The following is a 14203-nucleotide window of genomic DNA, read 5'->3' on the forward strand; positions in this document are numbered from 1 at the left end:
GGCATGTTCCAGATTTTCCCATCTACTCAGACGGAACAAAACCTGGGGCACTTCAGCCTTCGGTGCGGTTAGTCCGTGCGCGCCTGCGTTGTTGGGTGTTACCTACGGTTCGTTTTCTCATTTCTCGACGCCGCACTCCCGCCTTATTCAGCATCCACATGGTGAGTCTGCCTGCGGGGTCGCGGGAGATTTCCCGTTCTTGGTATTCGAAGACCGGCAGCGAGATGGAGTAGTATATAGCCAGGATGCGCAGGATGAACGCGGAGCTCAGCGTGATGATCACCGCCAAGTTTTCCGGTACGTCTGCCAGGTGCATCGCGCTGTAGGACAGGCCCGCGATCAGCGCGATGCTGGCGTAGAGCTCGTCGGAGAACACCAGCGGGACGCGGTCGCAGAGAATATCGCGCATCACGCCACCGGAAACGCCGGTTACTACGGCGGCCATGCAGGCGATGACCAGGCCGTGACCTCCGGACAGCGCCACCTGGGTACCAAGTACCGAAAAGGCAGCCAGGCCTATGGCATCCAGAATCAGGAAGATGGTGCGGAAGTAGGCCATGAGGAAACTGGCGAAGACCGTCACCAATGCCGCACCCACCACGATCAAAAGGAATATCGGCTCCGCCACCCAACGCAGCGGATAGTGTCCCAGCAGCAGATCACGCACGGTGCCCCCTCCCAGCGCAGTGACGCAGGCAATCATGCTCACGCCGAACAAGTCCATGCGTTGCCGTCCTGCAGCCAAAGCTGCGGTCATCGCCTCGGCCGTGATACCGATGACGTACAAGACTGTCAGCACTCCTCCCCCTTTCGCCCTTTGGCTGTTGCTTATGCGTATTCCACGAACACAGGCGAGTGGTCGCTCCACCGCAGGTCATAGGCTGCAGCCTTGTCCACCCACGCCTTCTGCGCGCGCTGCATCAGCTGTTCGGTGGCCACTTGGAGGTCGATGCGCCACCCTGCGTTGGTATCAAACGCCTGCCCACGGTACGTCCACCAGCTGAACACGTCCATGGACTCTGGGTCCAGGCGACGCATGACGTCGAACCACTGCGGTTGGGTAGCAGCACCATCGCGCAGGCGCTGCAGGGCGCGCTCGGCGACGGCGTAGTCCACCGCTCCGTAGAAATCTCCGGCATCTCCGGCGGGGTTGCCGTTACGGCCGGAATCTTCTGCATCGCCCACCTGGGTCGCTTCGTCCGGCCACACGCCGAGGACGTGGTCGAGGAACGCGCGCTCGTCCGGCAGGTAGCCGGACTTGGTGCGGTTGGTCTTCCAGTTCTTCAGGTCCGCCCGGCGATGGCAAATGTTCCAGTCGCCACCGATGACGGTCGGGGTGTCCTGCGCAGCGCGGGCGTGCATGAACGGCGCGAAAGCATCCAGGAAGCGGTACTTTTCGTCTTGCTTTGACGTGTTCGCGGAACCAGAGGGCAGGTACAGGCTGGCCACCGTGACGTCCCCGACCCTTTCTATGCCCGACGCCACCGTGGCCTCAACGTAGCGACCAGATTCATCAAACTCCCTGGCCTCGGGGATCTCTTCTCCCAGGTCAGCGTGGCCGAATCCCACGGTCACATCTTTGAGCTCCGTGCGAGACAGGATTCCTACGCCCGCTCGCCCCTTGGCCGCTGCAGGTGCTTGGGCGAGATGCCACCCAGCTTCCAGGGCAGGCTCGAGCGCCTGCTGAGTTTGCTTCTCATCAGCGCGAACCTCCTGCATGAGGACGACATCCGCCCCAGACTCCTCCAACCAGAGGAGAAAGCCACGGTTTTCCTCGCTGCGCTGTTTGGCGGCAGCGCGGATTCCGTTGACGTTGACAGTGGCGACGGTAAAGCTACTCATGGCACCACATCCTAGCGAGTGCGCAAGACACTACAGTCCACCAGCTGTGTGGGCGGGGATTAGTTTGTGGTAGCGCGAGTGTGGTGTCGGCGAAGAAAGAAGGCCGGAATCCACAACAACGCACCGCACGCGGCCATGATCGCACCTGCGAGCGCCGGCGCGGAGTACCCATAACCAGCACCGATCACTGCACCACCCACGGTGGCGCCGGCAGCGTTGGCCATATTCAACGCGGAGTGATTCAGCGCGGCGGCCAGAGTCTGTGCCTCGCCCGCCACGTCCATCAGGCGAGTCTGGAGGCTGGGCACCAGCATGGAACCCATCGTGCCAATGAGCCCGAAGTTGAAGATGCCCAGCCACGCGACGTGCGAGGTGAAGTAGAAAGCGCTGAGGACGAAGATCAAAGTGATCAGCACACCGACAATGGTGAACTCCAAGTTCTTATCCGCCAGCATGCCACCCACATAGGTACCGATGATCATGCCGATGCCGTAGACCATCAATGGAATCCAAATGAGATGGGCACTAAATCCCGCGTTCTCCGTAAGGCTGAACGTGATGTAGGTGTAGACCGCGAACATGCCTCCAAAGCCCACGGTGCCGATACCCAAAGTGAACAGCACCTGCGAGTTGATGAGCGCACCCAGTTCCGTCATGGGATTAGTGGACGGCATCTGAGTCATGTGCGGGACAGCGAACCAGAGGGCCACAAACGTCACCGCGCCGATAATGGCCACAGCGAGGAACGCGGTGTTCCATCCGAATGTGGCGCCCATCCACTGTGCAGCGGGCACGCCGATGACCGTGGCCACCGAAAGACCCAGTCCAGACAGAGCCACGTACTTACCGCGCTTGCCTGTCGGTGCCAAGGACGCAGAGATCAGCGCCACCACGGAGAAGTACGCGCCGTGGGGGAAGCCAGCGATGAAGCGGGAGACCAGCAGCATCTCGTAGGAAGTGGCGAACACGGACAGGCCGTTGCCCACAGTGAATGCGATCATCAGGATCAGCGCCAAACGACGGCGCGGAACCCGGCCCGTCAACGTGGTGATCAGTGGCGCACCCACCACCACACCCAGAGCGTAGGCGGAGATGACGTGACCAGCCTGGTCCTCTGAGATTTGGAAATCCGAAGCTATCAGATTCAGCAGGCCCATGGCCACGAACTCGGTGGTGCCAATTCCGAACCCACCTAGCGCCATAGCGACCATCGTGATGATGACGCGACGATGCGAAATTTCGGTCTGTCGCGGCAACGGATGACGCTTCAGGGGTGCGCGGAGGCTCGGGCGGGTACGGGGGGTGGAGCTATTTTCAGTCACAGGAATGCATCAAACCTTGATCTTTGAGTGCAGGTCTATTGAGGTGGGCGCCAGTGGCGCAAATAAAAAAATTTCTAAAGTTATTTATGCCTTTGGGGACGGTTATCGCTCCGCGCCCCAGCCGTGCCACAGGCATGTTACTTCACGTAGTCTTGAACACTAGACCGGCTGAAAACCGATGGCGAACGCTACACGATCGCCCACTCGGAGCACAGCCGAAGTAATAGAAGATACCCCACCCACCAAGCAGGGAGACTGAAAGCCTCATGGCAAAGATCATCTACACCCGCACAGACGAAGCGCCACTTTTGGCCACTTACTCGCTGAAGCCAATCGTGGAAGCGTTTGCTTCTACGTCGGGCGTTGATGTGGAAACCCGAGACATTTCTTTAGCTGCCCGCATTATCGCCGCCTTCAACGACGAGCTGCCAGAAGATCAACAGATCTCTGACGCGCTGGCCGAGCTAGGCGAGCTGGCGAAAACTCCCGATGCCAACATCGTGAAGCTGCCGAACATCTCCGCTTCCGTGCCGCAGATGAAGGCGGCCATCAAGGAGTTGCAGGACGCGGGCTACGATCTCCCCGATTTCCCTGACGAGCCTTCCACCGAGGAAGAAAAGGATGCTCGCGAGCGCTACGACAGCGTGAAGGGATCCGCCGTCAACCCCGCGCTGCGCGAGGGCAACTCCGACCGCCGCGCGCCGAAGGCCGTGAAGAACTTCGCCCGCAAGCACCCTCACTCCATGGGTGAATGGTCTGCGGACAATGAGTCCAATGTGGCGACGATGGAAGCGGACGATTTCCGCCACAACGAGCAGTCCGTGATCATGCCTGCGGACGATGATCTGCGGATCCAGCTGGTGGAGGCCAACGGCTCTACCACCGTGCTGCGCGAATCCCTGCCCGTATTGGAAAACGAGATCGTGGATGCATCCGTGCTGTCCGCGGAAGCCCTCGATTCCTTCCTGCGCGCTCAGGTAGCCCGCGCCAAGGCCGAGGACGTGCTGTTCTCTGTTCACCTTAAGGCCACCATGATGAAGGTTTCTGACCCGATCATCTTTGGTCACGCGGTGCGCGCCTTCTTTTCCGACGTCTTCGCCGAATACGGCGACGAGCTCATGGAAGCTGGCCTGAACGGCGAGAACGGCTTGGCGTCGATCTACGACGGTCTCCGCGATCTGGAAAATGGCGAGGAAATCAAGGCTGCCTTTGACAAGGAACTCAAGGACGGCCCGGCGCTGGCTCAAGTGAATTCCGACAAGGGCATCACGAACCTGCACGTGCCTTCCGATGTGATCGTCGATGCGTCCATGCCAGCGATGATCCGCAGCTCCGGCAAGATGTGGAATGAGAACAACGAGCTGCAGGACACTTTGGCCGTGTTGCCAGATTCTTCCTACGCGGGCATCTACCAGGTGGTCATCGATGACTGCCGCAAGAACGGCGCCTTCGATCCCACCACGATGGGCACGGTCCCCAACGTTGGTCTGATGGCGCAGAAGGCAGAAGAGTACGGCTCTCACGATAAAACCTTCAAGATCCCTGCTGAAGGCAAGGTGCAGGTAGTCAATCAGGCCGGTGAGGTGCTGATGGAGCACAAAGTGCAGCCGGGCGATATCTGGCGCGCATGCCAGGCTAAGGATGTCCCCATCCAAGACTGGGTGAAGCTGGCCGTCAAGCGTGCGAGCGAGAGCGGCATGCCAGCGATCTTCTGGCTGGATCCGAAGCGTGCTCACGATCGCAACATGACCACTCAAGTGGAGAAGTACCTGAAGGATCACGATACCGAGGGACTAGATATCCGCATCCTGCCTCCTGAAGAGGCATGCCAGGTCTCCCTGGACCGCATCCGCAAGGGTGAGGACACCATCTCTGTGACGGGCAACGTGCTCCGTGACTACCTGACGGACCTCTTCCCCATCATGGAGCTGGGAACTTCCGCAAAGATGCTCTCTGTGGTTCCACTGATCGCTGGTGGCGGTCTGTTCGAAACCGGTGCTGGCGGCTCCGCTCCAAAGCACGTGCAGCAGCTGCAGGAAGAAAACCACCTGCGTTGGGATTCCCTGGGCGAGTTCTTGGCTCTTGCAGAGTCTCTGCGCAAGCTGGCTGAGATCGACAACAACCCTCACACCCCAATCCTGGGCGACGCTCTGGACATCGCTACCGAGCGCCTGCTGGACGAGGACAAGTCCCCTTCCCGCGAGGTTGGCGAGATCGACAACCGTGGCTCTCACTTCTACCTGACCCTGTACTGGGCACAGGAGCTCGCCAAGCAGACGAAGGATTCCGAGATGGCGGAGATCTTCAAGCCCGTGGCAGAGCAGCTGGAAGAAAAGGAAGCGGAGATCTCCAAGGAGTTGCTGGATATCCAAGGCTCGCCAGTGGATCTCGGCGGCTACTACTGGGTGGACGAGGACAAGACCAACCAGGTCATGCGCCCATCCAAGGCTTTCAACGAGATCATCGATGGGTTGAACAAGAACAAGTAACTTCTTGCGTAAGGCCCCTCAGAACTGAGGGCCTTAACAATTAAGTGGGGAGGTCGGAAATCGCCGACTTCCCCACTTTTTGCCTCTCAACCATTAAAACAGACCAAGCAGTCCGCACAACACACCGCATGCCACCTGCAATTTTCCGCCACGGTCTAAGAAAAATAGACAGAGCGGTTTGTTTCGTCCCGCTTCCCCGCTATAGTCGGCAGTCAAGTCCTTAATGAATTCTCATTAAGCATCAAACGCTCAAGCAACAAACACAGTGAACTAGACACCTCACCGATAGCAGAACAGGAAGCACTCACCATGACTAAGTACGACAACTCAGACGTAGCCAACTGGGGATTCGCCACCCGCCAGATCCACGCCGGACAGGAAGTGGATTCCACCGGAGCCCGCAACCTCCCCATCCACTTCTCCACTTCTTTCGTGTTCGATTCCGCTGAGCACGCCAAGCAGCGCTTCGCGCTGGAGGACCTGGGTCCCGTTTACTCCCGCCTGACCAACCCCACGGTGGAAGCAGTGGAAAACCGGGTGACCTCGCTGGAAGGTGGCGTGCATGGCGTCGCGTTTGCTTCCGGTCAGGCTGCGGAAACGGCCGCGATTCTGAACCTCGCTGGCGCAGGCGACCACATCGTGACCTCCCCTCGCCTCTACGGAGGTACCGAGACCCTCTTCCAGGTCACCCTGAAGCGTCTGGGAATCGACGTGACGTTCGTGGAAAACCCTGACGATCCAGAGTCTTGGCAGGCAGCGGTTCAGGACAACACCGTGGCCTTCTACGGCGAGACCTTTGCCAACCCGCAGGCGGACGTGCTCAATATCCCCGTGATCGCAGAGCTGGCCCACAAGAACCAGGTACCGCTGATCGTGGACAACACCTTGGCTACCGCCGCACTGGTTCGCCCGCTGGAACTGGGCGCGGACGTCGTGGTGGCATCCCTGACCAAGTTCTACACGGGCAACGGTTCCGCTCTGGGCGGCATCCTCATCGATGGTGGCAAGTTTGACTGGACCGTAGAGCGCAACGGTAAGCCAGTCTTCCCCGGCTTCGTCACCCCAGATTCCGCTTACCACGGACTGAAGTACGCGGACCTGGCCCCAGCCGCTTTCGGCCTCAAGGCACGCGTGGGCCTACTCCGCGATACCGGCGCTACGCTATCCGCCCTCAACGCATGGGTCATCGCGCAGGGTCTGGACACTCTGTCCCTCCGCGTGAACAAGCACAATGAGAACGCCCGCGCGGTTGCCGAGTTCCTGGCTGCCAATGACAAGGTCGGCACCGTGAACTACGCGGGTCTTGAGTCTTCCCCGTGGTACTCCGTCAAGCAGGAACTGGGCTTGGATTACACCGGTTCCGTGCTCGCGTTCGATCTGAAGATCGAGGATGCCAACAGCGATGCCGCCCGCGACCTGGCATGGAAGTTCATCGATGCCCTGAAGCTGCACTCCAACCTCGCCAACGTGGGCGACGTGCGCTCCCTGGTGGTTCACCCCGCCACCACCACGCATTCTCAGTCCGATGAGGCTGGTTTGGCTCGCGGTGGTATCACGAAGGCCACCGTGCGCCTGTCCGTGGGTATCGAGGACATCGATGACATTCTGGCCGATTTGAAGCGCGGCTTCGAGGCCATTTAGTCTAAGGTTCACTGCATGTGTGTGGCGCACATCACGCCACACTTTGTGACCCTTTTCCACGCGCTCCGAAGGAAACCCCATGGTAAACGTTGACCTCCTACCCGCATCAGGGCAGTCCACCACGATTTCCGTGGGCGATGTGGTCACCGAGGCCGGCGTCACCATTCCGGATGTGCAGATCTCCTTCTTCGCCTTCTACGACGCCACCTCTGCCGATCCGAACTACGCCGATTTCTCCGAAGGTCCCGAGCCCGGGCTGGATGTAGACCAGCGGCCCATACTTCTGATCGAGCACGCGCTCACTGGCGATGGAAACCTGGCCGACTGGTGGTTCGAGATGGTCGGTCCGCACAAGCCGTTAGACACTACGCGCTACCTGATCTTGTGCAGCAACGTCCTGGGCGGATGCATGGGATCCACGGGACCGTGTTCGCCACACCCGGACGGCAAAGCGTGGGGTTCGCGCTTCCCCGGTATCTCCATCCGGGACATGGTCACCGCCGAAAAGGCACTGATTGATGCACTCGGCATCTCCCACATTCAAGCCGTGATCGGCGCCTCGATGGGTGGCGCGCGCACGCTCGAATGGACACTGATGTTCCCCGATTACGTGGGGGCCGCGCTCCCCATCGCCGTCAGCGCCCGCGCCTCCGCGTGGCAGATCGGTCTGCAATCCAGCCAGATCCGCTTCATCGAAAACGATCCGCACTGGCACGGCGGTGACTACTACGAAACCGGCCACACCCCTGCGGAAGGCATGGGCCAAGCCCGGAGGATCGCTCACTTGACCTATCGCGGTGAGCTGGAGATTGACGAGCGGTTTGGCGTCGACCCACAAAGAAACGAAAACCCCTACGGCGCGTATCGCCGGGCTGACCAGCGGTTCGCCGTGGAGAGCTACCTGGACCGGCAGGCTGAAAAGTTAAAGGAACGTTTCGACGCAGGCAGCTATGTTGCCCTCACTGATGCCCTCAACCGGCACGATGTGGGGCGTGGGCGCGGCGGAATGAATGCGGCCTTGGCGAAATCGCAAGTGCCGACGATGATCGCTGGTGTGGACACGGACATTCTGTACCCGTGGCACCAGCAGGAGCACCTGTCGCGCAACTTGGGAGATTTCATCGGGCTATCTCAAATCACATCCCCGACCGGCCACGATGGATTCTTGATCGAAGGCCGTCAGATGGGATTGATTCTGCAGAAGTTCCTACTCAAGGCCGAGCACATCTGCCAGGACGTGCGGGAGTAAGCGGCTAGCTTCCCAGGGGATCCACGCTGACGGCGATCCACAGCATCGCGAAACCCAGCAGGGCGGTGAAAAGGGAATCGAACTTCCTGCTCCGCACCGCCAGCACGCCCATGATGCGGGAATCCACCAGCCAGCGGATCACCGCGAGGTACACCAGTGCCCCGCCCAGCACGGACGCTCCGCGGCGCCAGTGCTCCTGCGCGATCCATAGCAGAGCAAACACAACCATCACCGCGAACAAGCCCACCAACACTCGCTGCGCCACGGCAGGGAGCGGCGAAGCGGGGACGGCGCGGTCATGAGGATTGTCCAACAGCCGGGCGCGGGCGTCGCCCACTTGGGCAGGCTTGGACACCTCGTGGCCCTTATCGATCAGAGGCTGGCGCTCGTTCGGCGACTGTACGGGGTGGGACATGCAGAAACCTTGGGCGTAGTTACGCTAGCGGGTTACTTGTTGAGCTTTTCAGCGCGCTCGACCACGTTGCGCACCAGGAATGCGCGGGTCAATGGGCCCACACCGCCGGGGTTGGGGGAAACGAAACCAGCGACGTCCCACACGTCTGGGTGCACATCACCCAACAGTTTGCCGTCCTTGCGGGAGACACCCACGTCCAGCACTGCTGCGCTGGGCTTGATCATGTCCGCGGTGAGCATGTGTGGCACGCCAGCAGCGGCCACGATGACATCCGCGTTCTTCGTCTCTGCAGCCAGATCCTTGGTACCGGTATGGCACAGGGTGACGGTGGAATTTTCTGACCGGCGGGTCAGCATCAAGCCAATGGGGCGACCCACGGTCACTCCGCGGCCAATCACCACTACCTTGGCTCCGTTGAGCTCCACGTCAAAGCGGCGGAGCAGGGAGATTGCGCCGTTCGGGGTGCACGGCAGCGGCGCTGGCTCGTTGAGCACGAGCTTGCCAAGGTTCACCGGGTGCAGGCCATCGGCATCCTTGGCGGGATCGATGCGCTCCAGCACGGCGTTCTCATCGAGGTGCTTCGGCAAAGGCAGCTGCACGATGTAGCCGGTGCAGGCTGGATCCTCGTTGAGCTCGTCAATCGTGGCGTTCAGCTCTTCTTGGGAAACATCCGCCGGTAGATCCTTGCGGATGGAGTTGATGCCCACCTGTTCGCAATCGCGGTGCTTCATGCGGACATAGGACTGGCTGGCTGGATCCTCACCGACCAACACGGTGGCCAGTCCCGGGGTAACACCCTTGTCACGAAGCGCATCCACGCGGGTCTTGAGATCCGCAAAGATCTCATCGCGGTACATATTTCCATCCAGTTTGGTAGCAGCCATGCGCCCCATTATTCCACGCTCATTCTCCGCCGGGGAATCCGAACTGGCGCCACGCCTCATACGTGGCTACAGCAGCCGCATTGGACAGATTCATGCTGCGCCGCCCGGGAAGCATGGGGATGCGCACCTGCTGGGTGATGCGTGGATGGGTCAGCACCTCCTCTGCCAAACCAGTGGGCTCCGGACCAAACAGCAGCACGTCCCCCGGCTGGTACTCAATATCCGTATGCCACACGTCTGCGTGCGCGGAAAACGCAAAGATGCGGGATTTAGGAAGTGCCATGAAGGCCTCGTGAAAATTCGCGTGCTGGGTGACATCCGCCAGATCGTGGTAATCCAAGCCCGCGCGCTTGACGTTCTTTTCGTCGAAATTGAAACCCAACGGACCCGCAAGATGCAACGATGCGCCAGCACCGGCGCACATGCGGATCGCGTTGCCCGTATTCGGAGGGATAACCGGGCGGTCAAAAATGACGTTGATCAGCCCGGCGCGTGGTGGCGTCACCTCATCTGAGCTGCGCGTTGTTGGGTCTTGAACCACGAGAAACCATCTACCTGTAGAAACGAATATATGACTAAGAGCATTGATGTAACCCTCTTTGGCGCCACTGGTTTTGTGGGTCGCCTCACTGCAGAGTACCTGGCCAACCATGCTCCCCAGGGCGCGACCATTGCCTTGGCCGGGCGTAACCAATCCAAGCTGGAGAAGGTACGCAGCGAGATCGCTCAGGACTCCGGCGTGGAGACCGTACGCGAGTGGCCGATCATTGTCGCCGATTCTTTTGATGCCCCCTCCCTGCACAACCTGGCCGAGCAGTCCACCGCCGTCATCTCCACCGTGGGTCCTTACACCCGCTACGGCGAGGAGCTGGTGCGCGCATGTGCTGAAGCCGGCACCCACTACGTGGACCTGTGCGGTGAGGTGCTGTTCATGCACCGCACGATCTCCAAGTTCCACTCCACCGCCGAGAAGTCCGGTGCCCGGATCGTGCACGCCTGTGGCTTCGATTCCGTTCCCAGCGATATCGGCATGCTGATGCTGCATGAGGCCGCCAAGGAATCCGGCGAACCTCTCACCGAGGCCACCATGCTGGTCAAGATGAAGGGTGGCCTGTCCGGAGGAACTATCGATTCCATGCGCGTGCAGACTGCAGAAGCCAAGAAGGATCCCGAAGGCGCACGCGCCATCGGTGACCCCTACGGCATCAGCGCAGACCGCGCCGCTGACCCCGCCCAGGACGATTCTGAGCTGGGATCCCAGCCAGACATCGGCATCATCAACACCGCAGAGCACGGTGGCCCACAGGGATGGGCAGGGCCGTTCTTGATGGCTGGAAGCAATACGCGAGTTGTGCGTCGTTCCAATTCCCTCCTGGACCACGCCTACGGCCCACGCCTGCGCTACGGCGAGTATCTCCCCACGGGCACCGGCATCAAGGGCCGGTTGCGCGCATTCACCATGGCCGGCGCGCTGGGGCTGGGATTCACCCTGCTCAACGTGGACAAACTGCGCCCGTTGCTGTCCCGCTGGGTGCCAGAACCAGGCGAAGGCCCATCCAAGGAAGAGCGCGAAAATGGCTTCTTCAAGACCACGCACTACGGCACCACCGAGTCTGGCAAGCGCTACATCTCGACGGTATCTGCGCAGGGCGACCCCGGTTACAAGGCCACTACCGTCATGCTCAGCGAAGCTGCACTGGCATTGGCACTGGATCAGGACAAGCTGCCGGAGCGTGCAGGAGGAATCCTCACCCCAGCCACCGCATTGGGAACCGCTTATGCCGATCGTTTGCGCTCCGCAGGCCTGACGATCACCGCAGAACGGGCCTAACGGGCGTAACCACTACGCACAAACCCTGCGTTTACTGCGCATTAATGCAGATCATTCCCTATCCTTGTTCCTCATGGGAATCTTTGTGAATGCGTACTCCACCGTCCGGGATGACGTTGCCTGGACGGGCTCGGGTGCCGGTCCGACGTACGTTCGCTCGCTGGTGGAGCCGGAGGAGGTTGGCCCTTTCGTCGCAGAATTGGCTGCTGGCAGCGAGGCGCTGGACCTGCAGGAGCACCTCAACGGCTTCGCCGGATACGCCCGCGACCAGGGAATCGAGCGCGCCGGGGAGTACAACCCCACCATTCACTCCGTGTTTCAACACATCTTCCAGGTGCGCCGGCACTATGTCTTCGAGCGCCCAGAAGATTTCTCCTTGACAGAATTTTCCGCGTGGGCCAAGGAAGCCAATGCGATCTTCCTTCTGCCAGACGGCACCGTCCGCAATGCCGATGGCGCAGACCTGCTGGACCCGCAGAATTCCTCCGGTCAGGAGATTCTTTCCGCTCCCCACACCGAGCTAGCCACGGCCCGCCGGGATCGGATTCGCGGCAGGCTGTGGGAGGAAGGCATCCGCATCAGCCCGTTCTTGCCTCCGGTCATTGGCGAGACGGAAGTTGTGGTGCGCCGCCCGTCCGAGGTTCTGGAGCGCGCGCAGACTCTGGTGACGCTGGCACGCATCGCGGTGGACGTGGTGGCCGGGCAGTCCGTGGACGTGGACAGCCAGCTGGCCCGGATCAGTGTTCGTGCTGATCGCGTTGGCGCGGATCGCAACGGTGGTTCTTCGGTGACGGGAAGCGAGCGGAGTTTTCTCGACGCCGTGCGCCGGTTCAATACCATCGGTTCTGTCGATTCCCCTGCATATCCCACCGAACTGACCGAGCAAGCGTTCCAGGTGCAATGGGGTTTTGTGGCCGCAGAGATGCTGGGATGGGCCATTGGAGTGACGCAGACGGATCCGTTTGAGCTCAACGCTCCGGATCCGGAGAAGCTGGCCACGCAGTTGTTGGATTCCGGTGCCGCGTCTCACGTGCGCCCGCAGCCGCTGTCCCTGATCTGTGATGCGCTGGAGTACACGTTTTCTCTGCGCTGGTTTGCGGTGGATCAGTCGCTCAAGGCTGCCCATGGTGAGGCTGCTGGCGGTGCTGGTTCTGCCGCCGGTTCTGCCGGAGCCGGGGCTCCGTTCCAGCTGGAGCCTGCCCAGGAATCGATCCTGCTGGAGCGTCACCGCGCGCTGGCGTGGCTGGTCAATCCCACCACGGACTACGAAGACGTGGATCTGTCTACATAGTCAAGCTGCGATGGCGTTCGAAGAACGCTAGGACCTCGTTGGTTGCCGTGATGGTGTCATTCGTGCGGTTGGATTCTCCACCTTCGCCGCGCCTGACTTCTCCGGCACCCGAGGATCCCTTCATCTCTCCCGGCCAGGTGTGTGCTGCATCGGCGATGGAGATGTGCATGACCTCGGAGTTATTCGCGCAGCTGGGCCATTCCACTCGGTTGACCTTGCTGGTCACGGTCACCACGCGCGGAGCGCCGAAGCAGCCGGAGCGTCCGGCGTACAGGCTGGCTACGCGCATCGCGGCCAGGTAGGGGCTGCCGTGCCGGGTACCGCCGCGGTATTCGATGGTCTCGTCTTTGCGCCCATGAATCTCCAAGAACGGCGTGGTGGGAGCTTTGACAAAGCGCACGCTGTCTGGCTGCGCTGGATCAGATTGCCGTGTGGCGCAGCCCTTCCACGTCCCTGGATAGTAAGCACCGGCCACGCTGGCGATGGCTGAGAACTGGTGCGGCATTTCGCACGCCAGCTTCAGCCCCAGCCCACCGCCGTTGGACATGCCTGCCGCGTAGATGCGGGTGGCGTCCACGGAGTACGTTGCGCTCAAGCGGTCCAGCAGATCGCGGACAAACTGCAGGTCCTGCCCATTGGAGGTCTTGGAATAGGGCGCGCCTTCCCACGCTTTGCCTTTACCTTCGGGGTAGACCACGATTGCTCCGTCGCCGCCGTCTTTGCCCCATGCGGCGCCAAGGCCCGAGTATTCGGCCATGCTGGTGGGCGTTTCCTCGTATCCGTGGAATGCCATGACCAGCGGAGTGGGTTCCCCGTCCGCTGCGGCTTTCGGCACCTGGACGTAGGCAGCGCGGCGTTCGCCTCCCGTAGTCACCCAAATGCGCGCGGAGTGTCCCGGAGCAGGGGCATCGAGGATGGTGCCCTGGCCGTGCGAGGTTCGCGCCACGGGAGCGATATCGGGCTTTTCGTCCTCTGGCATGCGCGGGACGGCCTCGTTGGACTTGGTATTGCTCTCTGGCTCTGCCGCCACCAGTTGCTTTTCCAGATCAGCCGTTGACCAGCCGGTTGTCCGTTGTGCAGTCACTCCTATGGAGATCGCTACCACCACGAGCAGCGCAGCAATGCACGCCGCGGCGATGCGGCGGCGCTTGTATTGCTGCGGGGTGGGTCGGTGAGTCACATCGTTGATTTTGGTAATCGGTCTCATCAGTGTCAAAGCACCGCGCCGCCAGCTGGGCG

12 protein-coding genes are annotated in these 14203 nt (G+C 61.0%); 5 read left to right on the plus strand and 7 right to left on the minus strand.

Translation table 11 applies throughout. The features are described from left to right. Positions 1-52 precede the first annotated feature (52 nt). From IM764_RS03765 to IM764_RS03775, 3 genes are all read right to left on the minus strand, one after another. Positions 53-757, minus strand: a complete 705-nt coding sequence (locus tag IM764_RS03765; RefSeq protein WP_370551551.1) for a trimeric intracellular cation channel family protein — start codon at positions 755-757, stop codon at positions 53-55. Positions 758-828: 71 nt separating this feature from the next. Further along, complete coding sequence (locus tag IM764_RS03770; RefSeq protein WP_194186983.1) at positions 829-1842, minus strand: exodeoxyribonuclease III; 1014 nt, start codon at positions 1840-1842, stop codon at positions 829-831. A gap of 59 nt (positions 1843-1901) precedes the next feature. Next, complete coding sequence (locus IM764_RS03775) at positions 1902-3164, minus strand: MFS transporter (RefSeq protein WP_370551539.1); 1263 nt, start codon at positions 3162-3164, stop codon at positions 1902-1904. Positions 3165-3430: 266 nt separating this feature from the next. Here IM764_RS03775 and IM764_RS03780 point away from each other — a divergent pair, with 266 nt between their 5' ends. The 3 genes from IM764_RS03780 to IM764_RS03790 all read left to right on the plus strand — a co-directional run bounded on the left by IM764_RS03780 (position 3431) and on the right by IM764_RS03790 (position 8543). Beyond that, entirely contained in the window at positions 3431-5653 is a 2223-nt protein-coding gene (locus tag IM764_RS03780; protein ID WP_194186984.1) for an NADP-dependent isocitrate dehydrogenase, read from the plus strand. Positions 5654-5962: 309 nt separating this feature from the next. Then, positions 5963-7294 carry an O-acetylhomoserine/O-acetylserine sulfhydrylase gene (locus IM764_RS03785; RefSeq protein WP_194186985.1) on the plus strand — a complete coding sequence of 444 codons (1332 nt, stop codon included), beginning with the start codon at positions 5963-5965 and terminating at the stop codon, positions 7292-7294. 79 nt (positions 7295-7373) lie between these two features. Then, complete coding sequence (locus IM764_RS03790; protein ID WP_194186986.1) at positions 7374-8543, plus strand: homoserine O-acetyltransferase; 1170 nt, start codon at positions 7374-7376, stop codon at positions 8541-8543. 4 nt (positions 8544-8547) lie between these two features. On the opposite strand, the gene IM764_RS03795 is transcribed toward IM764_RS03790, so the two are convergent. The 3 genes from IM764_RS03795 to IM764_RS03805 are packed head-to-tail and all read right to left on the minus strand — an operon-like array spanning position 8548 to position 10347. Further along, positions 8548-8958: a DUF3017 domain-containing protein gene (locus tag IM764_RS03795; protein ID WP_099297875.1), complete on the minus strand. Its 411-nt coding sequence runs from the start codon at positions 8956-8958 to the stop codon at positions 8548-8550. Positions 8959-8990: 32 nt separating this feature from the next. Then, positions 8991-9842 carry a bifunctional methylenetetrahydrofolate dehydrogenase/methenyltetrahydrofolate cyclohydrolase gene (locus tag IM764_RS03800; protein WP_194186987.1) on the minus strand — a complete coding sequence of 284 codons (852 nt, stop codon included), beginning with the start codon at positions 9840-9842 and terminating at the stop codon, positions 8991-8993. Positions 9843-9861: 19 nt separating this feature from the next. After that, complete coding sequence (locus IM764_RS03805; RefSeq protein WP_234990782.1) at positions 9862-10347, minus strand: tRNA (cytidine(34)-2'-O)-methyltransferase; 486 nt, start codon at positions 10345-10347, stop codon at positions 9862-9864. Positions 10348-10413: 66 nt separating this feature from the next. Between IM764_RS03805 and IM764_RS03810 the strand changes: the two genes are divergently transcribed. Continuing rightward, complete coding sequence (locus tag IM764_RS03810) at positions 10414-11673, plus strand: trans-acting enoyl reductase family protein (RefSeq protein ID WP_194186988.1); 1260 nt, start codon at positions 10414-10416, stop codon at positions 11671-11673. 73 nt (positions 11674-11746) lie between these two features. Further along, positions 11747-12964 carry a DUF4272 domain-containing protein gene (locus IM764_RS03815; RefSeq protein WP_194186989.1) on the plus strand — a complete coding sequence of 406 codons (1218 nt, stop codon included), beginning with the start codon at positions 11747-11749 and terminating at the stop codon, positions 12962-12964. Here IM764_RS03815 and IM764_RS03820 read toward each other — a convergent pair. Continuing rightward, the gene (locus tag IM764_RS03820) at positions 12957-14144 is read right to left on the minus strand and encodes a PHB depolymerase family esterase (RefSeq protein WP_194186990.1); all 1188 of its coding nucleotides are present in this window, start codon (positions 14142-14144) and stop codon (positions 12957-12959) included. The two genes, IM764_RS03815 and IM764_RS03820, sit on opposite strands and share 8 nt — an antisense overlap. Positions 14145-14203: the final 59 nt, after the last annotated feature.

Source organism: Corynebacterium sp. ED61, from assembly GCF_015233855.1.
Taxonomy (GTDB): domain Bacteria; phylum Actinomycetota; class Actinomycetes; order Mycobacteriales; family Mycobacteriaceae; genus Corynebacterium; species Corynebacterium dentalis.